General features: G+C 73.3%; 19 protein-coding genes. 7 read left to right on the top strand and 12 right to left on the bottom strand.

The features are described 5' to 3' along the window. Positions 1-12: 12 nt before the first annotated feature. The 3 genes from ACFV3R_RS20850 to ACFV3R_RS20840 form a co-directional block, all read right to left on the bottom strand. Positions 13-453 (bottom strand): PPOX class F420-dependent oxidoreductase, encoded by a 441-nt coding sequence (locus ACFV3R_RS20850; RefSeq protein WP_385585184.1) that lies wholly within the window; start codon positions 451-453, stop codon positions 13-15. 128 nt (positions 454-581) lie between these two features. Further along, positions 582-2,219, bottom strand: coding sequence for a malate synthase A (aceB, locus tag ACFV3R_RS20845; protein ID WP_385584909.1), 1,638 nt, complete (start codon positions 2,217-2,219; stop codon positions 582-584). Between the two features lie 250 nt (positions 2,220-2,469). Beyond that, a complete protein-coding gene (locus tag ACFV3R_RS20840; protein ID WP_385585181.1) occupies positions 2,470-3,057 on the bottom strand; it encodes an NTP transferase domain-containing protein in 588 nt (195 codons plus the stop codon). A 430-nt stretch (positions 3,058-3,487) separates the two neighbouring features. Here ACFV3R_RS20840 and ACFV3R_RS20835 point away from each other — a divergent pair, with 430 nt between their 5' ends. Then, a complete protein-coding gene (locus ACFV3R_RS20835; protein WP_385585177.1) occupies positions 3,488-3,763 on the top strand; it encodes a DUF5955 family protein in 276 nt (91 codons plus the stop codon). A 97-nt stretch (positions 3,764-3,860) separates the two neighbouring features. Here the strand turns inward: ACFV3R_RS20835 and ACFV3R_RS20830 are convergent, their stop codons facing one another. After that, the gene (locus ACFV3R_RS20830) at positions 3,861-4,652 is read right to left on the bottom strand and encodes an IclR family transcriptional regulator (protein WP_385584906.1); all 792 of its coding nucleotides are present in this window, start codon (positions 4,650-4,652) and stop codon (positions 3,861-3,863) included. A gap of 250 nt (positions 4,653-4,902) precedes the next feature. On the opposite strand from ACFV3R_RS20830, the gene ACFV3R_RS20825 reads away from it, so the two are divergent. The 3 genes from ACFV3R_RS20825 (at position 4,903) to allB (ending at position 8,930) form a co-directional block, all read left to right on the top strand. Continuing rightward, complete coding sequence (locus ACFV3R_RS20825) at positions 4,903-5,721, top strand: aspartate/glutamate racemase family protein (RefSeq protein WP_385584903.1); 819 nt, start codon at positions 4,903-4,905, stop codon at positions 5,719-5,721. Between the two features lie 45 nt (positions 5,722-5,766). After that, complete coding sequence (locus ACFV3R_RS20820) at positions 5,767-7,356, top strand: NCS1 family nucleobase:cation symporter-1 (RefSeq protein ID WP_385584901.1); 1,590 nt, start codon at positions 5,767-5,769, stop codon at positions 7,354-7,356. A 230-nt stretch (positions 7,357-7,586) separates the two neighbouring features. Further along, positions 7,587-8,930 carry an allantoinase AllB gene (gene allB, locus ACFV3R_RS20815; protein ID WP_385584898.1) on the top strand — a complete coding sequence of 448 codons (1,344 nt, stop codon included), beginning with the start codon at positions 7,587-7,589 and terminating at the stop codon, positions 8,928-8,930. A gap of 154 nt (positions 8,931-9,084) precedes the next feature. On the opposite strand, the gene soxR is transcribed toward allB, so the two are convergent. The 4 genes from soxR to ACFV3R_RS20795 all read right to left on the bottom strand — a co-directional run bounded on the left by soxR (position 9,085) and on the right by ACFV3R_RS20795 (position 13,866). Then, positions 9,085-9,540: a redox-sensitive transcriptional activator SoxR gene (soxR, locus tag ACFV3R_RS20810; RefSeq protein ID WP_385584895.1), complete on the bottom strand. Its 456-nt coding sequence runs from the start codon at positions 9,538-9,540 to the stop codon at positions 9,085-9,087. A gap of 79 nt (positions 9,541-9,619) precedes the next feature. Further along, positions 9,620-10,093, bottom strand: coding sequence for an NUDIX hydrolase (locus tag ACFV3R_RS20805; protein WP_385584893.1), 474 nt, complete (start codon positions 10,091-10,093; stop codon positions 9,620-9,622). A 273-nt stretch (positions 10,094-10,366) separates the two neighbouring features. Next, entirely contained in the window at positions 10,367-12,340 is a 1,974-nt protein-coding gene (locus ACFV3R_RS20800) for a helix-turn-helix domain-containing protein (protein ID WP_385584892.1), read from the bottom strand. A gap of 137 nt (positions 12,341-12,477) precedes the next feature. Next, on the bottom strand, positions 12,478-13,866 hold the full coding sequence (locus ACFV3R_RS20795; RefSeq protein ID WP_385584889.1) for an MFS transporter: 1,389 nt from the start codon (positions 13,864-13,866) through the stop codon (positions 12,478-12,480). Positions 13,867-14,268: 402 nt separating this feature from the next. On the opposite strand from ACFV3R_RS20795, the gene ACFV3R_RS20790 reads away from it, so the two are divergent. Next, positions 14,269-15,531, top strand: coding sequence for a family 16 glycosylhydrolase (locus tag ACFV3R_RS20790; protein ID WP_385584886.1), 1,263 nt, complete (start codon positions 14,269-14,271; stop codon positions 15,529-15,531). 144 nt (positions 15,532-15,675) lie between these two features. Here the strand turns inward: ACFV3R_RS20790 and ACFV3R_RS20785 are convergent, their stop codons facing one another. Both ACFV3R_RS20785 and snpA read right to left on the bottom strand, forming a co-directional pair. Then, positions 15,676-16,023 carry a TraR/DksA family transcriptional regulator gene (locus ACFV3R_RS20785; protein WP_385584883.1) on the bottom strand — a complete coding sequence of 116 codons (348 nt, stop codon included), beginning with the start codon at positions 16,021-16,023 and terminating at the stop codon, positions 15,676-15,678. Between the two features lie 288 nt (positions 16,024-16,311). Then, on the bottom strand, positions 16,312-16,971 hold the full coding sequence (snpA, locus tag ACFV3R_RS20780; RefSeq protein WP_385584880.1) for a snapalysin: 660 nt from the start codon (positions 16,969-16,971) through the stop codon (positions 16,312-16,314). A 309-nt stretch (positions 16,972-17,280) separates the two neighbouring features. On the opposite strand from snpA, the gene ACFV3R_RS20775 reads away from it, so the two are divergent. Continuing rightward, on the top strand, positions 17,281-18,249 hold the full coding sequence (locus ACFV3R_RS20775; protein ID WP_385584877.1) for a LysR substrate-binding domain-containing protein: 969 nt from the start codon (positions 17,281-17,283) through the stop codon (positions 18,247-18,249). An 88-nt stretch (positions 18,250-18,337) separates the two neighbouring features. Here ACFV3R_RS20775 and ACFV3R_RS20770 read toward each other — a convergent pair whose 3' ends face one another. Beyond that, the gene (locus ACFV3R_RS20770; protein WP_385584875.1) at positions 18,338-19,546 is read right to left on the bottom strand and encodes a winged helix DNA-binding domain-containing protein; all 1,209 of its coding nucleotides are present in this window, start codon (positions 19,544-19,546) and stop codon (positions 18,338-18,340) included. A gap of 287 nt (positions 19,547-19,833) precedes the next feature. Then, positions 19,834-21,348, bottom strand: a complete 1,515-nt coding sequence (locus tag ACFV3R_RS20765; RefSeq protein WP_385584873.1) for a M1 family metallopeptidase — start codon at positions 21,346-21,348, stop codon at positions 19,834-19,836. Positions 21,349-21,427: 79 nt separating this feature from the next. On the opposite strand from ACFV3R_RS20765, the gene ACFV3R_RS20760 reads away from it, so the two are divergent. Next, positions 21,428-21,823, top strand: a complete 396-nt coding sequence (locus ACFV3R_RS20760) for an IS5 family transposase (RefSeq protein WP_385584870.1) — start codon at positions 21,428-21,430, stop codon at positions 21,821-21,823. Positions 21,824-21,973: the final 150 nt, after the last annotated feature.

The following is a 21,973-nucleotide window of genomic DNA, read 5'->3' as shown; positions in this document are numbered from 1 at the left end:
GCCGGAGCCCTCTCAGCCCCGGACCGCGCCGTAGGCGTGGTCCACCGTGAAGGAGAGGAGCACCCGCCGGTCGGCGACCATCGCGGCGCGGTACTCGTCCCAGTCGGAGTGCTCGCCCTGGAGGTCCCGGTAGAGCCGGACGAGCGCCTCCACGGTCGCGTCCTGCGGGTCGGCCGCCACCGGGGAGAGCTCGGCAACCCCCTCGAAGACCGCGTACCCCCAGCCGTCGGGCGTCGAGACGTGCAGGCTCACCCGCGGGTCGCGGCGCAGGTTGCGGGTCTTGGCGCGGTCCTCGGTGACGGAGACCCGCACGGTACGGCCGACCGGGTCGAAGGCGTGCAGCACGTTGGAGAGTTGCGGCCTGCCGTCGGACTTGAGCGTCACTAGGGTGCTCCACGGACGTTCGGCGAGCAGGCTGTAGAGGCGGTCCTGGTCCTGGCGGTCTGCCACGATCGGTCCCTTCCGGACGGTGTGCAACAGGCGGACGCCTCGATTGTCACCCCGGCCGGCAGCACGGCGGGGTGCCGACCCGTCGGCCCGTCGCGGACCGCGGTGCCGGCACCCCCACTCGGCGGCGGTGCTCAGCCCAGCAGCTCGTAGGCCGGCAGCGTCAGGAACTCGGCGTAGTCGGTGTCCAGCGCGATGCGCAGCAGCAGGTCGTGCGCCTCCTGCCAGCGGCTGGCGGCGAACGCCTCCTCACCCAGCTCGGCGCGGACCGCGGCCAGGTCCTGCGCGGCCACCGTGCGCACCAGCTCCGGGGTGACCTTCTCGCCCTTGTGCTCACCGTCCTGGAAGACGACACCGGCGTTGATCCACTGCCAGATCTGCGAGCGGGAGATCTCGGCCGTGGCCGCGTCCTCCATCAGGCCGAAGATCGCCACCGCGCCCAGGCCGCGCAGCCACGCCTCGACGTAGCGCAGCCCCACCTGGACGGCGTTGACCAGGCCGTCGTAGGTCGGCTTCGCCTCCAGGGTGTCGATGGCGATGAGGTCGGCGGCCGAGACGGAGACGTCCTCGCGCAGCCGCTCCTTCTGGTTCGGCCGCTCGCCCAGCACCGCGTCGAAGGACTCGCGCGCGACCGGCACCAGGTCGGGGTGGGCCACCCAGGAGCCGTCGAAGCCGTCACCGGCCTCCCGGTCCTTGTCGGCCCGGACCTTGGCGAGCGCCTGCTCATTGGCCTCCGGGTCACGGCGGTTGGGGATGAACGCGGCCATGCCGCCGATGGCGTGGGCACCGCGCTTGTGGCAGGTGCGGACCAGCAGCTCGGTGTAGGCGCGCATGAACGGGGCGGTCATGGTGACGGCGTTGCGGTCGGGCAGGACGAACTTCTCCCCGCCGTCCCGGAAGTTCTTCACGATGGAGAACAGGTAGTCCCAGCGGCCGGCGTTCAGGCCCGAGGCGTGGTCGCGCAGCTCGTAGAGGATCTCCTCCATCTCGTACGCCGCGGTGATCGTCTCGATGAGGACGGTGGCGCGGATCGTGCCCTGCGCGATGCCGAGGTGGTCCTGGGCGAAGACGAAGATGTCGTTCCAGAGGCGGGCCTCCAGGTGCGACTCGGTCTTCGGCAGGTAGAAGTACGGGCCCTTGCCGAGGTCGAGCAGGCGCTGGGCGTTGTGGAAGAAGTACAGGCCGAAGTCGACCAGCGCGCCCGGGACCGGCTCGCCGTCGACGGTCAGGTGGCGCTCGGCCAGGTGCCAGCCGCGGGGGCGGACCACCACGGTCGCCAGCTCCTCGGCCGGCTTCAGCGCGTAGGTCTTGCCCTGCTCGCTGGTGAAGTCGATGCGGCGCTCGTAGGCGTCGATCAGGTTGATCTGACCGCCGACGACGTTCTCCCAGGTGGGGGCGGAGGCGTCCTCGAAGTCGGCCAGCCACACCTTCGCGCCGGAGTTGAGCGCGTTGATCGTCATCTTGCGGTCGGTGGGACCGGTGATCTCCACGCGGCGGTCGTTGAGCGCCGCGGGGGCCTCGGCCACCCGCCAGCTGTCGTCCTCACGGACGGCGGCGGTCTCCGGCAGGAAGTCCAGCGTGCTGGTGCGCGCGATCTCGGCGCGCCGCTCGGCCCGGCGGGCGAGGAGCTCGTTGCGCCGCGGCGTGAAGCGGCGGTGCAACTCGGCCACGAAGGCCAGCGCGGCCTCGGTGAGCACCTCGTCCTGGCGGGGCAGGTTCTGCTCGGGGCTGGTCTCGACGATGGCCAGCGGGGACGGCGCTGGTGCGGACATGCTCGCTCACTCCATTCGGGCGGTGGTCCCGGGACGGTCGGCGGACGCGGAACGGCACGGAGTGCCGCGGCGGCCGGCGGGACGCCCGCAGGGCCGGTCTGCGGTCAGACGCTTCTGACCAGTGGAGACTAGTTTCCTTATCGCGGAAGTTCAATGGTCTGTTGACGTCGAGATTCTCTGGACCGACATATTCGGGCTCATCGGGCGTCCCGACTGGCGCCCGGTGCCACCGGCCCCGCGGCCCTACGCCTCAGTGCAGCCGGGCGAGGTCGGGCGGCGTGTCGATGTCGTACGGATCGGCCACGTCGCCGCACTCGACCAGTGCGAGTTCCGCCCGGTGTGCCCTCAGGTAGTCGCGTGCCCCCCGATCCCCGCCGGCACTCGCCGCCACGTCCGCCCAGCGCCCGGCACCGAACAGCACCGGGTGGCCGCGGTCCCCCGCGTAACCGGCCGCCGCCAGCGTCTCACCGTTCCCGTGGGCCGCCAGCACCCGCGCCACCGCGGCGGCCCCGATGCCCGGCTGGTCCACCAGCGAGACCACCGCTGCGGACGTCCCCCGGGGGGCGGAGGCCGACAGCGCCGCGAGGCCGGCCCGCAGCGAGGTCCCCATGCCCGCCGCCCAGTCCTCGTTGCGCACCACCTCGCAGCCCCGCAGGTCGGCCCGGTCCAGGACCTGGTCGGCAGCCGCCCCCAGCACCACCCACACCGTCCCGCAGCCCCCCTCCCGCAGGACCCGCACCGCGTTCTCCACCAGCGGCCGTCCCCGCAGGTCGAGCAGCGCCTTCGGGCGTCCGCCCAGCCGCCGGCCGCCACCGGCCGCCAGCAGCAGTCCGGCCACAGGGGGGCGGGAGGCGCCGGCCGTACCCGCAGGTGCGGGCAGAGCGCGCTCCGCGGGACCGGAAGGGGAAGAAGAAGACATGGCTGACCTCCTGGCGCGGGGGTGGGGCGGCTGGCGTGCCGGGCCCGAAGTGGACGACCGCCGTGCGGGCCCGGGACGCCACCGTACGGCCGTCTCCGTACCACTCCCCGGCGCCTGGTGGGCTCTTTCGGAAGGAGCGGCCGAATTCCGCTCTTTCTGTGGCGCGTGCCTCGCCCCGTGGCGTTAACTGACCGCGGCACCCGGCGCAGTACCCGGGTGGGGCCAGGGACGTCGGGCTGCGTGCCCGGAGAAAGCCGGAGTCGTGGAGCAGTGGCAGGTGGGGGCGGAGCAGCCCCCGGCGGACGGGCCGGATCCGCGAGTGGTGGCGCTGCGGGCCGCGGTGTCCCGGATGTGGCGTGAACTGGCCGCCTATCCCGTGGAATTACCCGACCGGACGGTCGCCGAGGAGGAACTCGCCGCGCTCAACGCGATGACGGTGTCCGGGGCCCCGGAGGCGCCACGGCTGCACGCCTCGTTGCTGCTGGTCGCCGGGGCGCTCGGTTCGGTGAGCGCCCTCGCCCCGGCGCTGGCCGAGGTGCGCGACTGCATAGGCCGCTTCGGCGCGCTGCCCGGCCTGCCGTCCCCCCGTGAACCCGTCGACGGGCCGCCCGGGCCCACCGGTTGAGCCGCTCGCTCTCGCGTGCCCGGGTGGCCGCCGGGAGGAAGCCCGCGGTGCCACCGTGCCGGACGGCCCGGCCGCACGGACTTCCCGCCCGGCGGCGTCAGGACGGGTTCTGGGTGGCGAGCGTCCTGGAGAGCTGCGCGGCGATCTCCTGCAGTACCGGGACGAAGCTGTCCGTCGCGGCCTCCGTCAGCCGGCCGGTGGGGCCGGAGATGGAGATGGCGGCGGCGCTGGGGGAGTCCGGGACCGCCACGGCCAGGCACCGCACGCCGATCTCCTGCTCGCTGTCGTCCACCGCGTAGCCGGCCTGACGCACCCGGCCGAGCGCCTCCAGGAAGGAGTCGGGGTCGGTGATGGTGCGGTCGGTGGCGGCCGGCATGCCGGTGCGTCCCAGCAGCGCCCGCACCTCCTCGGCGGGCACGTTGGCCAGCAGCGCCTTGCCCACCCCGGTGGTGTGCGGCAGCACCCGGCGGCCGACCTCGGTGAACATGCGCACCGCGTGCCGGGAGGGCACCTGGGCCACGTAGACGATCTCGTCGCCGTCCAGCAGCGCCATGTTGGCGGTCTCACCGGTCTCCTCCACCAGGCGCGCCAGGTGGGGGCGGGCCCAGGTGCCCAGCAGCCGTGAGGCGTTCTCGCCCAGCCGGATCAGCCGAGGCCCCAGCGAGTAGCGGCGGTTGGGCTGCTGGCGGACGTAACCGCAGGACACCAGCGTCCGCATGAGACGGTGGATCGTGGGCAGGGGGAGACCGCTGCTGGCGGAGAGTTCGCTGAGTCCCACCTCTCCGCCCGCATCGGCCATCCGCTCCAGCAGGTCGAAAGCCCGCTCAAGGGACTGCACGCCACCCGCTGCGGGTTTGGCGTCGGAGGTGCTGGCGCTGGACGGCGGCACGTCGGCGTTCCTTTCCTGGCGGTTCGGGTCGGCGCCCGGTGGTCTGGTGGCGGCGGCTCCGACCGGGGCAGCCTACCGGCCGCCCCCGGAGCGCACACGCCCCAGGCAGGGGCGAGGTCCGGCGGGAACGGGCGGTGACCTCGTTCGGTGGGCGGACATCCCTTGACGGTCCGCAGCGCCCTGGCTACGTTCGCTGCGCGAAACCCGCAGTCCACCCAGCGGAAATCTGCCCTCCCTCTCTCGGAGTGTCATGCGCCTTCTCGTCATGAACCCCAACACCACCGCCGCCATGACCGCGACCATCCGGGCCACGGCCGAGTCCGTCGCCTCGCCCGGCACGCAGATCCTGGCAACTGAACCCACCTGGGGGCCGGAGTCCATCGAGGGCCACTTCGAGGGGTACCTCAGCGCCGCCGCCGTGCTGGACCGGCTGTGCACCCTGGAGGCGGACCTGCGCCCCTTTGACGCCCTGGTGATGGCCGGCTTCGGCGAGCCCGGCCGGGAGGGCGCCCAGGAACTGCTGGACGTACCGGTTCTTGACATCACCGAGTGCGCCGCGCAGATGGCTCTCTTCCTCGGCCACTCCTACGGCGTGGTCACCACCCTGGACCGGGCCGTGCCCCAGATCGAGGACCGGCTGCTGACGGCCGGCCTGGCGCAGCGGTGCGCGGCGGTGGTCGGTACCGGCCTCGGCGTCCTGGAGCTGGAGGAGGACCCTGAGCGCACCGTCGAGGTGATCATCGAGCGGGCCCGGGAGACGCTCCGGGCCGGAGCCGAGGTGGTCTGCCTGGGCTGCGGGGGCATGGCCGGGCTCCAGGAGCGGGTGTCCGCCGCGCTGGGCGTCCCCGTCGTGGACGGTGTCGCGGCAGCCGTGAAGTTCGCGGAGGCCGTGGTCGGGCTGGGGCTGACCACCAGCACGGCCCGCAGTTTCGCCCCGCCCCGCCCCAAGCGGATCGGGGGCTGGCCGCTCGGCGTCCACCTGGCGCAGGCCGGCGCCGCGGCACACCGGCAGAGCGCCGGGGGCGTCGCGCGGAACCATGAACTTTCCGTCGAGACATCAGACGTCTGACATCTTTTCTTCGAGCTCCACCCCATCTGCCTGGGAGGACAGCACGTGGTTCCACACCCCGCACACCCCCGTCCGGAGCACCCCGCCGCACAGCCCGATCCGCGGCTGTTCAACGCCGACCTCGCCCCGACGCGGAAACGCAACTGGGGCACCTACAGCGTCTTCGCCCTGTGGATGTCCGACACCCACGCGATCAGCAACTACGCCTTCGCGTCCAGCCTCTTCGTCCTCGGGCTGCCGGCCTGGGAGGTCTTCGCCACGCTGCTGGTCGGCATCACCCTGGTGTACTTCCTGATGAACCGCATGGGGCACGCCGGGCACCGCACCGGAGTCCCCTACCCGGTGCTCGCGCGCGCCAGCTGGGGTGTCTACGGCGCCAACATCCCGGCGCTGATCCGGGCGATCATGGCCGTGGCCTGGTACGGCATCCAGACCTGGCTGGCGTCCACCGCCGTGGTGCTCCTCGCGCTCCAGGTCGCCCCCGGGCTCGACGCCTACGACCACAACGACCTCCTCGGGCTCTCCACCCTCGGCTGGGTCGCCTTCCTGGCCATGTGGGGCATCCAGGCGCTGCTGCTCACCCGCGGCATGGAGTTCATCCGCAAGGTCCAGGACTTCGCCACCGGCCCGGTGATCTGGCTGGTGGTCCTGGTGCTCGCCGTCTACCTCGTGGTGAAGTCCGGTGGTGACATCTCGCTGACCAGGAGCCTGACCGGGCTCGGTGTGGGCGACCAGGTCAAGGAGAGCGTCATCGGCGTCAGCCTGACGGTGACGACCTTCCTCACCCTCGTCCTGAACTACGCCGACTTCGCGCGGTTCACGCCCGACCACCGCTCCTACCGGCGCGGCAACCTGCTCGGACTGCCGCTCAACTTCACGGCCTTCGCGGTCGTCGCGGTCCTCGTCACGGCCGGCACCATCTCGGTCTACGGCGAGGCGATCGACAATCCGGTCAAGGTCATCCAGAAGATCGACAACCCCGTCGTCACGGTCATCGGCGCGCTCGCCTTCATCATCGCCACGATCGGCATCAACGTCGTGGCCAACTTCGTCTCGCCCGCCTACGACTTCGCCAACCTCGCCCCCCGGTACCTCAACTTCAAGCGCGGCGGGCTGATCACCGCGGTGCTCGCGGTCCTGGTCATGCCCTGGAAGCTGTACTCCTCGGCGCTGGTGATCCAGTACTTCCTCGGCGGACTCGGGGCCTTCCTCGGCCCGCTGGTGGCGATCCTCCTCGTCGACTACTTCGCGGTACGGCGCGGCCGGATCGACGTGGACGCCCTCTTCAGCGCCGACAGGGCGGGCGCCTACCACTACCGGCGCGGCTACAACCCCAAGGCGCTGGTCGCCTTCGTGCCGGCCGCCGTGGTCTCCGCGGTGATCGCCCTCCTGCCCGCCCTCGACGCGGTGGCGCCGTTCGCCTGGCTCGTCGGCATGCTGGTGGCAGGCGGCCTCTACCTCGCCCTCTCCGGACGTGACACCTCGGGGCGGCCCGTGCCGCAGGAGATCGTCACCTCCCACGCCGAGCTGGTGGCCGCACGGGAGGAGGCCGCGGCGGACGGGGCCGCGGTCGGGGGGAGTGCGGCGGCCACGCCCGCTCCCCGCCCCGAGACGGCCCCGGCCGAGCAGGCGTGAGCGCCACCGGGTGCGGTCGCGGTGGCCGGCGGGTCTTGACCCGGGGCCGCGCCCGGGTGAAACTTCTTCAACAAAACGTTGAAGCCGGTGGGAGGGCCGGCCTCGACGGCCGTGCGGGCCCACGGCCCCACGGCGCGGGTGGCTCCCACCCCTTCAGCCCCCCGGCCCCGGCCTGCCGGGAACCGCACACCGCAAGCCGCCCACAGCCCCGAACAGCAGAAGGAGACCGGGTGTCCGACGTAGAGCTGGTGCTGCGCTCCACACGCGTGGTCACACCGCAGGGAACGCGCCCCGCGTCCGTCGCCGTCACGGCGGGGCGCATCGTCGACCTCCTCCCGCACGACGCCGAGGTGCCCGCCGGCGCGAAGCTGGAGGACTTCGGGGACGACGCGTTGCTGCCGGGCCTCGTCGACACGCACGTCCACGTCAACGACCCCGGCCGCACCGAGTGGGAGGGGTTCTGGACCGCCACCCGCGCAGCGGCCGCCGGCGGCATCACCACCCTGATCGACATGCCGCTCAACAGCCTCCCGCCGACCACCACCGTCCCCCACCTCGACACCAAGCGCGCAGTGGCCCGGGACAAGGCGCACATCGACGTCGGCTTCTGGGGCGGCGCCCTCCCCGACAACGTCAAGGACCTGCGTCCCCTGCACGACGCCGGCGTCTTCGGCTTCAAGTGCTTCCTCTCGCCCTCGGGCGTCGAGGAGTTCCCCGAGCTCGACGCGGAGCACCTGGCGGCCTCCCTCACCGAGATCGCCGGCTTCGGCGGCCTCCTCATCGTCCACGCCGAGGACCCCACCCACCTCGACGCCGCCCCCCAGGCCTCCGGCCCCCGCTACGCCGACTTCCTCGCCTCGCGCCCCCGCGTCTCGGAGAACGACGCCATAGCCGGCCTGATCGAGCTGGCCGCACGGCTCGACGCGCGCGTCCACATCCTCCACCTCTCCTCCAGCGACGCCCTGCCGCTCATCGCCGCCGCCAGGCGCGACGGCGTCCGCCTCACCGTCGAGACCTGCCCGCACTACCTGACCCTCACCGCGGAGGAAGTCCCCGACGGCGCCTCCGAGTTCAAGTGCTGCCCGCCCATCCGCGAGGCCGCCAACCAGGACCTGCTGTGGCAGGGGCTGGCCGAGGGCACCATCGACTGCGTCGTCTCCGACCACTCGCCCTCCACCACCGACCTCAAGACGCCCGACTTCGGCGCCGCCTGGGGCGGCATCTCCTCCCTCCAGCTGGGCCTGCCCGCCATCTGGACCGCCGCCCGGGCCCGGGGCCATGCCCTGGACGACGTCGTCCGGTGGATGTCGGCCCGGCCGGCAGCCCTGGCCGGGCTGGAGACCAAGGGCGCCATCGAGCCGGGCCGCGACGCGGACTTCGCCGTCCTGGCACCCGAGGAGACCTTCACCGTCGACGTCCAGGCGCTCCAGCACCGCAACAAGATCAGCGCCTACGCCGGCCGCACCCTGCACGGAGTGGTCCGCTCCACCTGGCTGCGCGGGCGCCGCATCACCGACGGCACCACCTTCGCCGCCCCCTCCGGCCGCCTCCTGGAGCGCCCCACCCGCCCCTGAGGCCCGGCCACCCGGTCCCGGCAGGGACCACCGAGCCGCCCCGCGCCCGCCGACACCGCACGAACGGCCGGCGGACGCGGGGCCACCACGTGCGCCGGCCGCCGGCTCAGGCGGCCGGCGCGTCAAGCCGCCGGCCCCGTCGGCCGCCGGGTGCTCAGCCCTCCAGGTAGCGGTGGGGCCCGGGGCCCTCCTCGGCCAGCCGGTCGAAGGGGTTGGCCAGGGTGCACCGCTCCAGCGACAGGCAGCCGCAGCCGATGCAGTCGGTCAGGTTGTCCCGCAGCCGCTGCAACTGCTCGATACGGCTGTTCAGATCCTGCTTCCAGCACTGCGTGATGCGCGCCCAGTCCTCCCGCGTCAGGACGTGGTCGGCGGGGAAGAGGTCCAGGACCTCCTTGATCTGCGCCAGCGAGATGCCCACCCGCTGCGAGGCCCGCACGAAGGCCACCCGCCGCAGCGTGTCCCTGGTGTAGCGGCGCTGGTTGCCGCTGGTGCGCCGGGAGTGGATCAACCCCTGCCGCTCGTAGAACCGCAGGGCCGAGGGCTGCACCCCGCTGCGTGCGGCCAGTTCCCCCACCGTCAACTCCACCACCCGGCGCTCCCCACTGGTCATGACGGAAGCCTAGAGCTTCCCCGGCCGCTCCCGGGCGCCGGGCGAGGAGGAGCAGGGCGGACGCAGACCGGTGAGTGCCTCAGTGCCGGATCAGCCCGCCGACCGGGACGGGGGCGACATGGCCGGTCGCCGGCCGGATCCGGGCCAGGGCCAGGCCGACATCGACCAGCGATGACCGGCGCAGGCCGGCGACCTCGGGCAGGGGCGTCCAGACCGACTCGGCGATCTCGCCGTCCGGCTCGGGCCGGAGCCGGCCCCCGGTGATGCGGACCTGGTAGAAGATGCCGACGTTCTGGTGCTCCGGTCCGCCGGGCACGGTGCGTTCGGCTGCGGGGACGACCCGCGAGTCCACGCCCAGCAGACGTTCGACCACCGCCTCGCAGCCGGTCTCCTCGGCGACCTCCCGGATCACCGCGTCGAACGGGTCCTCCGCGTGCTCGACCCTGCCGCCCGGAAGCGTCCAGGTGGCCTCCCCCCTGGCCGGTACGTGCCGGGCGAGCAGCGCCCGCCCGTCCTCGACGCACACCGCGTACGCCGCCAGCCGGAAACTCACGCCGACACCTCCTGAGACACGTCCTGGACCAGGGCCCTGCTCTGGTGCCGGGCCGGGCAGGCAGCGGAGCCAGGCCCCGCGAGCCCGGCAGGACACGGAAGAAAGGCCCTCAGGGGTCCTTGCCATATGCCCGCCCGGGCCGCGTGGTCTGGCACCGCACCTCGCGGCGTTGCCGAAAGGTCCTGGTAGCTCTGCTACGAGGGCTCTCCGGCGCCTTGCGATGCACGGCACCGGACCACGCGACCTCACCGGACGCTCATATGGCAAGGACCCCTAACCCACGTCCCCCGCCAGCCGGTGCAGGCGCAGCGCGACCTGGATCTCCAGCGCCCGGTCCGGGGCGCTCCAGTCCTCACCGAGCAGCGCCGCCACCCTGTCCAGGCGCTGCACGACCGTGTTGACGTGCACGTGCAGCACGTCCTTGGCCCGGGTCAGGCTGCCGCCGCAACCGAAGTACGCGTCCAGCGTCCGCACCAGCTCGGTGCCGCGCCGCGCGTCGTAGCGCAGCAGCGGGCCCAGCACCCCCGCCACGAACCCCGCGACATCGTGCCCCTGCCCCAACACCACACCGAGGAAGCCCAGTTCGGCGGCGCCGGCCCCCTCCCCGGTCCGCCCCAGCACCTGCATCGCCCGCAGGCAGCGCCCCGCCTCCGCGTGCGCCGCCGCCAACCGCTGCGGCCCGGTGGCCGGCCCCGCGGCGGCCACGGTGACCGGAGCGCCCACGAACAGTCCCAGCCGCGCGGCGGCCTCGCCCGCCACCTGGCCCGGCGAGCGCCCGGCCCCCGCCCCGTCCTCCGCGGCCTCCTCGGGCAGCATCAGGACCGTGGCGCCGCCGTGCTCCGCCGCCAGGCCCCCCGGGCCGCCGCCGAAGAGGTACTGGACGGCCGCCGCCCCCAGCCGCTCCCGCGCCTCCTCCGTCGTGCGGGCCACCAGGACCAGGTGCGGCCGGTCCACGTCCACGCCCAGCCGCCGGGCCCGCTCCCGCAACCCGGCCGGATCGCGGTCCGGGTCGCTGAGCAGGTCGGCGACCAGCTCGCCCCGGACCCGGTTCTCGGCCTCGGCCACCGAACGCCGCAGCAACAGCAGCAAGCCCGTCACCACGCAGGCACGTTCGAAGAGGCGGCGGTCGGGGCCGTCCAGCCCGTCCCGGTCGTGCAGCACGGTGGTCGCCAGCAGCTCCCGGCCGGCGAGCACCGCGCAGACCCACTGCCCGTCGCGGCGCACGGCCCGCCCCCGCTGCCGGGACTCGGCCGCCGCCTCCGCCAGCCACACGGCGTCGACGCCGGCCACCGCGAAGGGCGAACCGTCCGCGGTGACGGCGGCCAGCGGCCGGCCACCCGGCTCGTGCACCGCGATGGGCCCGCCGAGCAGCGCGGCCACCGCCGCGGCCACGTCCGACACGTCCCCGCCGCGCAGCACCAGGTCGGTCAGCCGGTCGTGGGCCTCCTCCGCGCGCTGCAACGCCGCCGAGTGCCGCCGCACCACCTCATTGGCGTCCGCCAGCTCGGCCAGGGCGCTGCGGGTGTCGTCCAGGGCCCGCGCGGTGTCGATGGCGATCGCGGCGTGCGCGGCCAGCGAGCACAGCAGCGCCACCTCGTCCTGGCCGAAGGAGCGCGGGGAGCGGTCGGCGGCGAACAGCACACCGATGACCTTGCCCTCGCCACCCCGCCGCGAGCCGAGCAGCAGCGGTACCCCCAGGATCGCCACCAGCCCCTCGTCGCCCACGCCCGCGTCGATGGACCCGGTGTGGCGGAAGCGTGCGTCACTGGGGTAGTCGGGCGTGGCGTAGGGCCGGGCGGTCTGCGCGACCAGACCGCCCAGTCCGTCACCGAGGCCGAGCCGGAGGTTCTGGAAGACGGGGGAGACCGAGCCGTCGGTGACCCGCATGTACGTGTCCCCGGCCTCCTCGTCCGGCAGCGTGAGGTAGGCGCTGTCGGTGCCCAGCAGCCGCCTCGCCCGGCGGACGATGGACCGCAGCACGGAGTCCAGGTCGGTGGAGGCGGCGAGGTCGCCCGCGGTGTCGAAGAGGGCGGTCAGTTCCTGCTCGCGGCGGCGGTGCTGGCGCAGCATGCTGCGCACCCGCAGCGCGGTGCCGACGGCCTGCTCCACCTCCGCCAGGTCGCCCTGCGCCACCCCGGCCGAGCGCGCCCGCACGGTGACGGCGCTGATCGCCTCGGCCGGTGCGTCCACGGCCAGCAGGTCCAGCAGCCCCCGCAGGTGGGGGGCGGGGGAGGACGACACGGACACGGCGGTCCTCCTTACGCGGTCGACTCTCACGCCGCCGGACGCGCGCGTCCTCAGGCGGCGCAGCGGCATGAGCCCACTCACTTTAGGGGAGGCGGCCGGGCGGCGGTACGCCCCGGCTCCGGCCGCCCCGGCCCCGGTCAGGCGGGTGACGGGCTCTGCTCCCCGTGGGCGGCGTCCGGCAGCGCCGCCTCGGCCTCCGGTCCCACGTTCGCCAGGTCCCGGCCACGGGTCTCGCGGGCGCACACCACCGCCACGACCGTCACCACCGCCGCGGCGCACACGTACAGCGAGATCGGTGTGGACGAGCCCGAGGACTGGAGCAGCGCGGTGGCGATCAGCGGAGCGGGGGCCCCCGCGGCGACGGAGGAGAGCTGGGCGCCGATCGACGAGCCGGAGTACCGCATCCGGGTGGCGAACAGCTCGGAGAAGAAGGCGGCCTGCGGGGCGTACATGGCGCTGTGGAACACCAGCGCCACCGTCACGGCGAGCACCAGGGCCGGGAAGGAGCGGGTGTCGGCCAGGGCGAAGAACGCCCAGGTCCAGGCGCCCATACCGACGGCACCGACCAGGTAGACCGGCTTGCGGCCCACCCGGTCGGACAACGCCCCGAACAGCGGGATGAGGCCGAACTGGATCGCCGAGCCGATGAGTACGGCGTTCAGCGCGGTCTGCTTGTCCATGCCCAGGTGGTCCACGCAGTAGGCGAGGATGAAGGCGGTGATGACGTAGTACGAGATGTTCTCCGCGATGCGGGCGCCCATCGCCACCAGGATGTCCCGCCAGTGGTGGCGCACCACCGCGGCCAGCGGCTGCCGTTCCACCGCGGGTTCGGCCTCCCGGCGGGCCGCGGCCTTCGCGAGCGCGGCCTGGAACACCGGGGACTCGTCCACCGACAGCCGCACCCACAGCCCGACGCCCACCAGTACCGCGGAGAGCAGGAACGGCACCCGCCATCCCCAGGCGTTGAAGGCCGCGTCGCTCTGCACCGTCGTCATCAGCGACAGCACGCCCACGGCCAGCAGGTTGCCCGCGGGTGCCCCGCCCTGCGGCCAGGACGCCCAGAACCCGCGGCGCCGGGCGTCCCCGTGCTCGGAGACCAGCAGCACCGCACCGCCCCACTCACCGCCCAGCGCGAAACCCTGTATCAGCCGCAGCACCGTCAGCACCACGGGCGCCGCCACCCCGATGGTGCCGTAGCCCGGCACACACCCGATGAGGGCCGTGGCACCGCCCATCATCAGCAGGCTGACCACCAGCAGCTTCTTGCGCCCCAGCCGGTCGCCGAAGTGGCCGAAGACCACGGCGCCCAGCGGCCGGGCGGCGAAACCGATGGCGTAGGTCAGGAACGAGAGCAGGGTGCCGGTCAGCGGGTCGGACTCGGGGAAGAACACCCTCCCGAAGACGAGCGCCGCCGCCGAGCCGTAGAGGAAGTAGTCGTACCACTCGACGGTGGTGCCGACGAGACTGGCCGCGACGATGCGGCCGAGTCCGGTGGGGGCGGGTGGAGCCGCGGCGGCTGAGGACATGTGCACCACTTCCTGGGGTCGGCCGGGACGTATCCGTGACGGCACACGGTAGGAAGGCCCGGATCCAGCGCACATGTGACGGGGCTACACAGTTCGGGGGCGGGGTGTGCGGGCGACCCCCATGCCGGAGAGCCCAAGGGTCCCTCCACGGCTCGGGTACGGCGGCGGAACAGGCGGGCACACCTCTGCGGTCAAGGGGGCGAATCCGCCAGGCGGTTGCGGGAGAACGCGTGCGTCCGCGCCCGTTGGCGGTTGCGGTCCGCCGCCGTACCATCAGGTCCGCACGGCGGTGAGCCCTGCGGGAGAGCGCTCTCAGCGCACTGCCCTCCCGTGCTGCGAACAGCCCGCCGCCACCGGCACGCACGCACCCCTGACCTTCCCCTAGACGAGGGACGTATGGCCATGGCCGCACTCCGTGCACGAAGACTCCGCCTCAGATCCCTGGTGCTGACCGTCCTCGCAGCGCTCGGCTGCACGATGCTGCTCACCGCCGGCCCCAGCGCGCCGCGGGCCGGCGCCGCGACCGTGCAGAGCTGGTCCGACGAGTTCGACGGCGCAGCCGGGTCGCCACCCGACTCCGGCAAGTGGACGATCGAGACCGGTGGTTCGGGCAACGGCAACAACGAGTTGCAGTACTACACCAACAGCACCTCCAACGCCGCGCTCGACGGCGCCGGGCACCTGGTGATCACCGCCCGGAAGAACTCCGACACGAGCCGGCAGTGCTGGTACGGCACCTGCCAGTACACCTCCGCCCGCCTGAACACCTCGCGCACCTTCACCCAGGCCTACGGGCACTTCGAGGCCCGCATCAAGATCCCCCGGGGCCAGGGCGTGTGGCCGGCGTTCTGGATGCTCGGCGACAACCTGGGCAGCGCCGGCTGGCCGAACAGCGGTGAACTCGACATCATGGAGAACATCGGCAAGGAGCCCGGCACCGTCCACGGCACGATCCACGGCCCGGGCTACTCCGGGGCCGAGGGCATCGGCGCGCCCTACTCCCTCCCCGGCGGAGCGGCCTTCGCGGACGCCTTCCACACCTTCGCGGTCGACTGGAGCCCGAACGCGATCACCTGGTCCGTGGACGGCACCGCCTACCAGACCCGCACCCCCGCCGACCTGGGCGGTGACCGCTGGGTCTTCGACCACCCCTTCTTCCTCATCCTGAACCTGGCGATCGGCGGGAACTGGCCGGGCAGCCCCGACGGGTCCACGTCCTTCCCGCAGACCATGACCGTCGACTACGTCCGCGTCGCCACCTCCGACGGCGGCGGCTCCACCCCCACCTCCGGGGCCATCACCGGCATCGGCGGCATGTGCGCGGACGTGGCGGGCGGCTCCAGCGCCGACGGCACCCCGATCCAGCTCCACAACTGCACCGGCAACGTCGCACAGCAGTGGACCCTCCCCGGCGACGGCACGGTGCGCGCGCTCGGCAAGTGCCTGGACGTCGCCGGCGGCTCCACGGCGGACGGCGCCGCGGTCCAGCTGTACACCTGCAACGGCACCAACGCCCAGAAGTGGACCTGGACCGCGGCCCACGACCTGACCAACACCGGCGCGAACAAGTGCCTGGACGCCAAGGGAGGCTCCTCGGCCGACGGCACCCGGCTGCAGATCTGGACCTGCAACGGCACCAGCGCCCAGAAGTGGACGGTGGGCTGACCGGGGCCCCGCCGACCTTCTGAGCACGACGGCCGGGGCGCGCCTTCTCGGAGCCGCGCCCCGGCCGGGTCGGGTGTGGAGGCGCCGTCCACCGAGGCGGACACCGTGGGCCCTCGCCCCGTCACCCCGGGTGAACGGTGCGGCTCAGCGGGTGGCGGCGCAGGAAATGCAGGTCCGGGCGGCGGGCCGGGCGGCCAGGCGCTCCGCGCCGATGGGGCCGCCGCAGCTCTCGCACACGGTGTACGAGCCCTGCCGCAGCCGCTCGGTCGCCCGGTCGAGGTCGGCCAGCTCCCGGTGGAGGCGGTCCAGCTCGGCGCGGAGGCGCTCCCGCTCGAAGGCGACGGTGGCGCCCTCCGGGTCGTGCTCGTCGTCACCGTTGGTGTACTCGGCGGCCGCCACCACGTCGTTGCGGAGCCGCGTCAGCGAGTCGATGAGCTCCACCGTCGCAGCCCGCCGCTCCGTCATGCGTGCCAGCGCTTCGTCTCCCGTCATACCCCTCTCCCGTCATATACGGAGGAAACGGTCGGGGGTGTCCCGCTGTTCCCTCGGCACGCTTCGGAGCGAACGCAGCGGGTGTGGCCGGGCACGCTTTGTGCCGGACCGGTACCGACGGCGGACGGGGTGTGTCGCGAACGGCGGGTGGGGCGCCCTCCGAGGAGGACGCCCCACCCGGCGTTCACTGCCGGTACCCGCCCGACCGCCTCCCCGCCCGCGGGGAGGACGCGGGGTGGCCGGGGCGGGCGGCCGGGGGTGGGACCGGCAGGGGGACCCGTGCCGGGGTCAGGAGGCGGGCGCCATGTGGGCGCCGGCCAGGCCGTTGGCCCAGAGCTGGTCCACGGTCGCGCGCTCGTTGGCGTCCGGCTGGGTGTTCTGGCAGGACGGCCCGGGGCCGCCGCCGGACATCAGCTCGCTGCAGGGGCCGGAGTAGTCGTCGGGCAGGCCGAGGACGTGGCCGGTCTCGTGGGCGACGACGCGGGTGGAGTTGTACTCCTGGTTCTGCGCGTAGTCCAGGAAGACGTAGCCGCTGCCGTGCCCGTCGGTGCTGGCGTAGGAGCCCCGCGAGTCGTTGCCCTCGCGGTAGGAGAAGTCGGCGTTGCTGCCGGCCGACAGCTTGACGTTGCTGACCGCGCTGTTCCAGATCTGTGCGGCCTGGGATATCTGCGACTGGAACGTCGGCGCGCCGCTCGGGTCGTAGACGACGGTGACCGTCGTGAGGTTCGGGTGGGCCGCCATGCGGGCCCGGGCGGACTTCATCACCGCGTCGTAGAAGGCCTTCGTGTCGGCCTTCTCCTGCGCCGAGCCGACGTACCGGGCGGCCGTCACCTGGTGGTGGGCGGCCTGGTGGGCGGGGGTGGCGGCGTGCACCGGTGCGGCGGTGGCGAGGGCGGCGGCGATACCGAGGCCGAGTGCCGCGGAGCGGACGGTCCGGGAAGATCTCATGTGGGGGGCTCCTTTGTCGTCCTGCCGTCCGAGGCCGCATCCGGTGGGGGCGGCGCGGCGGTGGACGGCGGGTGAACTCTGGTGCCGAGAGTCTGGAGCCCCGGGGGCGGGCAGCCGGAGATCGCAGGTGGGTATAGCGCGAGGGGATACCCCTGTCGGAGTGCGGGCACCCCTGGCCGGTTTGTGTCTCTCCATGGCCGACGAGTGAACGCCAGTGATCGATTACTGCCCAAACTGCGTACATAAAGGTGCTGTTGACGGCATTGGTCGACCTGGTGGCGCAGCCTGTGAACTCGCTATGCTCCCCGCGTGGAGCTTGAGGTCAGGCACCTGCGGGCACTCTGCGCCGTCGCCGACGCCGGCAGCGTGCGCAAGGCGGCGAGGGCGCTCGGCGTCACGCAACCCTCTCTCACGGCGCAACTGCAACGCATCGAGAACGCGTTGGGCGGCGAGCTGTTCCTACGCGGTCCCGAGGGCACCCGGCTGACGCTGCTGGGCCGCTCCGTGCTGTGCCGCGCCCGCTCCATCGTCTCCGACATGAGCGCCCTGCTCGACGAGGTCGCCGCGGCGACCAACCGGGAGCACGGCGGCCGGCTGCGCATCGGCTGCACCAGCAGCCGTGTCGTCGCGGGATGGCTGCGCCGGCTGCGGGCCCGGCTGCCCGAGACGGACACCACCATCCGCGTCGACGTGTCCGCCAACGCCCTCCTGCAGATGGTGGCCGGCGGACAGCTCGACGTGGCGTTCGTGCACGAGGTGGAGGGCGCCCCCCTGCGCGTGCCGGACGGCCTGGCCACCCGCGAACTGGTACACCGCGAGCCGCAGTTCGTCGCCCTGGCCGAGTCCCACCCGGCCGCGCGCCGGTCGGTGGTGGAACTCACGGACCTGGTGGCGGACGAGTGGATGGTCGACTCCACCGTGGACGGCGAGTGGGTGGGCCTGCGGCGGGTGTTCGCCACCGCCGGGCTCAACCCCCGGTTCGTGCACGGTGACTACACCACGGCGGCCGACCTGGTGGCCGCGGGCGTCGTCGTCACCCCCTGCCAGCCGACCACGCACCCGCGCCCCGGTATGGCCATCCGGCCACTGGCCGGCGACCCGCTCGCCGTGCGGCTGTTCATGGCGCACCGCACCTCGCCGGAGCAGGTCCTCGCCGCGCACAGCTACTCCGGGCTCTTCGCCGACCTGCGGGCCTCCTACCGCGAGGTGGCGGAGCGGAGCGCCGCCTACCGGCAGTGGCTCGGCCGGCACGACCTGCCGCTGCCCGTCGCCGGCTGAGGAACCGCGGGGCGACCGGCCAGGCGGACGGGACGGCACCGACGCCCCGGCGCGCAGCCGGGGCCGGTGGACGGCCGCACCGCCCGGATCACCCCTGCGGTCCGCCGCCCGCCAGCTCCTCCTCCAGCGGGGACCGCCCCCGGCCCCGCACGGCCAGCCTGGTCGGGCCCAGCCGCCGGGCGAGCCGCTCGGTCTCGGCAGCGACCGCGGCACGCGCCTCACCGCCCACGTCCTCCAGGAAGGCGTGGACGATCTCCCCGTCGGCGTTCTGGGACCAGCCACCCACCACCCGTCCGTTCCACCACACCGAGGGCCCGATGTTGCCGGCCCGGTCGAACAGGCGGTGGCCGTGGGGGCCGAGGAACCACTCCCGGTCGTGCCAGCCCATCGGCGTGGGGTCGAGCGCCGGCAGCAGGGCGGCCCAGGGCTCCACCTCGGCCACCTCCTCCTGGTCCTCGGCGAGCAGCAGTCCGGTGCAGCCGTCCAGGTCCACCTCGACGGTGTCGAGCCCGGCGAGCGCCCGCCGGGTCTGCGTCCTGGTCCAGCCCGCCCACCACTGGAGGTCGGTCGCGGGCGCCGGACCGAAGGCGTACAGCCAGCGCCGGGCCAGTTCCTTCTCCGCCTCCTCGGCGGGCAGTTCGGCGATCCCGGCAGGGCACCAGCGCGTCATCGGGGACCAGCGGTACTGGTGCGAGGTCCACGAGCCGCGGGGACGGGCGCGCACCGCCCTGCCCTCGGCCGCCATGAGCAGCAGCAGACGGCTCGCCACGCTCTGACGCCCCTCGTAGTGCTTCCCCCGGGCGAGCACCACCTGGGCGGACAGCCGGGGGTCGTCACCGGCCAGCTCGGTCGCGGTGGTCTCACCCCGTGCCCGAAGCGCCCGCTCGGCCACCTCCTCGGTCGCTGCCAGCCACCGCTCGACGTCCGCCTCCCCGGGCCCGCCGACACCGGAGTCCAGCAGCAGCCCCAGCAGTTTGCGCCGCTCCCGTGCCGCCACCGACCGCGAGCAGGCGGCCTGGAGCACCGCTGCCCCCTCCAGGGTGGTGACGAAGACGGTGCGCCGCATCGCCAGCAGGCGGATCAGCGTCCGGTCCTCGTACAGCGCCTGCTCGATCTCGGCGACCCCACCGCCCGTCATGCGCGCCCACGCCGAGACGTACACCGAGGTGGGGTCCGTGCCGTGCAGCGCCACCAGGTCGGCGGCGACCTCCACCGGACCCGCCGCCCGCCGGCCGGGCGTCAGACGGTGCCGCCACGCCAACCGCGCCCGCCGCTGCGCCACCGGGACACCACGCATCACGCCTCCAGAGTTACTCCACGCGCCACCGCCCGGCTGAAGGGCTCCTGCGGGCGGTCTGCGCCCCCGCTCGGCACGACCCTAGCGGGAGGAGAGGACGGGCCTGACGGGGCCGCGGTCCGGCGGGCGGTGTGGCTGAGGGGCCCGGCCCCGGCAGGGCGGCCCTCGGTCCGCGGCCCCGGCCAGCGTCGGGCGCGGCATCCGCGCGAAGGCCCCCGGAGCGCCTGTTCGGCGGCCCGTGGGCCTCGCCCCGCTCCCTCAGGTGCCCGGGCGGGGCACGTCGGCCGTCACCGAGGTGCCGGGACGGCTGCCCGGTGACCGGTGCGGGCAGTGCGGATCTGCTCCCAGGACTTCGGCTTCACCGGCCCGGCGAGGGTGGAGCGGGGCGCGGCGTCGGGCTGCCAGGAGGCGGGGGCCTTCGGGCGGGCCGGCGTGAACAGCCAGTCCGTGAAGAGCCGGCCGAGGTCCTTCCCCGAGACGCGGGAGGCGAGCCGCCGGAAGTCCTGGACCGAGCCGTTGCCGTACCGGCGCTCGGTGGTCCAGCTCCTCAGGATCTTGAAGAACACCTTGTCCCCGGTCTTCTGGCGCAGCGCCTGCAGTGCCATCGCGCCCCGGTCGTAGACCGCGTCGTCGAACTGCTTGTCCGCGCCGGGGTCGCCGGGTTTCACCGTCCAGAACGCGTCGTCCGCCGGGTGCTGGGCGTAGGTGTAGGCGGCGAGGTCGCGGGCGCTGCCCTCACCCTCCTTCTCCGACCACAGCCACTGGGCGTAGGTGGCGAACCCCTCGTTCACCCAGATGTCGCGCCAGTTCTCCACCGACACGCAGTCCCCGAACCACTGGTGCGCCAACTCGTGCACGATCACCGAGGGGTTGGCGCCGTCGGCGAACTGGGCCGGGCTGTAGAAGGGCCGGGTCTGCGTCTCGACGGCGTAGTGCGTCGGCACGTTCGGCACGTACCCGCCGACCGCACTGAAGGGGTACGGGCCGAAGAGCGTGGACTCCCAGTCGATGATCTCCGAGGTCCGCCCGACGCTGGCCTTCGCGGCGCCCGTGTTCGCCCCGAGGTCCTTGCTGACCGCGTTGGTCACCGGGATGCCGGAGTCGGTCTTCCCGGTCGTGATGTCGAACCTGCCCACCGCCAGCGTCGCCAGGTAGGTGGCCTGCGGCTTGTCCTCGCGCCAGTTGTACCGCGTTCGGCCCAGCTGCGAACTGGTCGACTGCAGCGTGCCGTTGCTGATCGCCTGGGTGCCGTCGGGGACGGTGACGGAGACGTCGTAGGTGGCCTTGTCCCGCGGGTGGTCGTTGCTCGGGAACCACCACCAGGCCGACTCGGGCTCGTTGGCCGCCACCCCGCCGTCGGGGGTGCGCTGCCAGGAGGTGAAGCCCTCGGCCTGCACGCTTGACGGGACGCCGGAGTAGCGCACCACGACGGTGATCTCCTGCCCCTTCGCGAGCGGTTGGGCGGGGGTGATCTGCAGCTCGTGGTCGCCGCTGCGCGCGAAGGCCGCCCGGTGCCCGTCGACGAGGACGCTGCTGACGTCCAGCGCGAAGTCGAGGTCGAAGCGGGAGAGGTCCTGGGTGGTGGTGGCGGTCAGGGTGGCGGTGCCGTCCAGTTGGTCGGTCTTCGGCTGGTAGGCGAGCCTGAGGTCGTAGTGCGAGACGTCGTAGCCGCCGTTGCCGTAGTCCGGGTAGTAGGGGTCGCCCATGCCCGGTGCGCCCGGCTCGGGTGTGGCCGCGAAGGCCGGTGCCGCCAGGAGCAGGCACAGGGCTGCGGCGCCCGGGACGAGGTATCTCTGACGCACGAGTCCTCCAACTCGTAGGGGAGAACGTTCCGTCGCAGCCTAGGCCATTTCGTTTGGATCAGCCGGTCGTGGTCCGGATGTGCCGTTGACTGATGCGCAGTGGGCGCGGATCGAGCCGTTGCTCCCGGACCGGACGCCGAAGCGGGGTGGCCGCTGGCGAGACCATCGTGAGGTGATCAACGCGATCGCCTTCAAGTTCCAGACCGGTACCCAGTGGGTGCACCTGCCGGAGAAGTACGGCAACTGGCGCGGCGTCTACAACCGGCTGCGGATGTGGGCCGTCGACGGAACGTGGGAGCGGGTGTTCACTGCCCTGGTGGCCCAGGCCGAAGCGGACGACGACGTCAGCTGGGCGGTATCGGTGGACTCCACCATCGTGCGCGCTCACCAGCACGCGGCCGGGGCCCGCAAAAAAAAGGGGCCCCGGCCGGCGAGCCGGACGATCACGCCATCGGCCGGTCCCGCGGCGGACTGACCACGAAGATCCACCTAGTACTGCAACGGTGCTTACCGTGGCGAGGCTTCAGTTCTTGGGCTGTGGCCTCGTCTCTTGTAGTGGCTGGTCCGAGCCTGGTGCTGGCGTCGTCGCCGCCAGCGGGACCAGTGCAGGACGTGGGCGACGCTG

The sequence above is a fragment of the Streptomyces sp. NPDC059740 genome (assembly GCF_042733155.1).
Classification (GTDB): domain Bacteria; phylum Actinomycetota; class Actinomycetes; order Streptomycetales; family Streptomycetaceae; genus Streptomyces.
The sequence above is the reverse complement of the archived record's forward strand: the minus strand, read 5'-3'. Positions and strand labels throughout refer to the sequence as shown.

Bases quoted from the DNA above. Each gene is read 5' to 3' on its own strand.
- aceB (WP_385584909.1), bottom strand. From the start codon at position 2,219: ATGTCCGCACCAGCGCCGTCCCCGCTGGCCATCGTCGAGACCAGCCCC.
- ACFV3R_RS20770 (WP_385584875.1), bottom strand. From the start codon at position 19,546: ATGCGTGGTGTCCCGGTGGCGCAGCGGCGGGCGCGGTTGGCGTGGCGG.
- snpA (WP_385584880.1), bottom strand. From the start codon at position 16,971: ATGAGATCTTCCCGGACCGTCCGCTCCGCGGCACTCGGCCTCGGTATC.
- soxR (WP_385584895.1), bottom strand. From the start codon at position 9,540: ATGACCAGTGGGGAGCGCCGGGTGGTGGAGTTGACGGTGGGGGAACTG.
- ACFV3R_RS20835 (WP_385585177.1), top strand. From the start codon at position 3,488: ATGTGGCGTGAACTGGCCGCCTATCCCGTGGAATTACCCGACCGGACG.
- ACFV3R_RS20790 (WP_385584886.1), top strand. From the start codon at position 14,269: ATGGCCGCACTCCGTGCACGAAGACTCCGCCTCAGATCCCTGGTGCTG.
- ACFV3R_RS20825 (WP_385584903.1), top strand. From the start codon at position 4,903: ATGCGCCTTCTCGTCATGAACCCCAACACCACCGCCGCCATGACCGCG.
- ACFV3R_RS20795 (WP_385584889.1), bottom strand. From the start codon at position 13,866: ATGTCCTCAGCCGCCGCGGCTCCACCCGCCCCCACCGGACTCGGCCGC.
- ACFV3R_RS20785 (WP_385584883.1), bottom strand. From the start codon at position 16,023: ATGACGGGAGACGAAGCGCTGGCACGCATGACGGAGCGGCGGGCTGCG.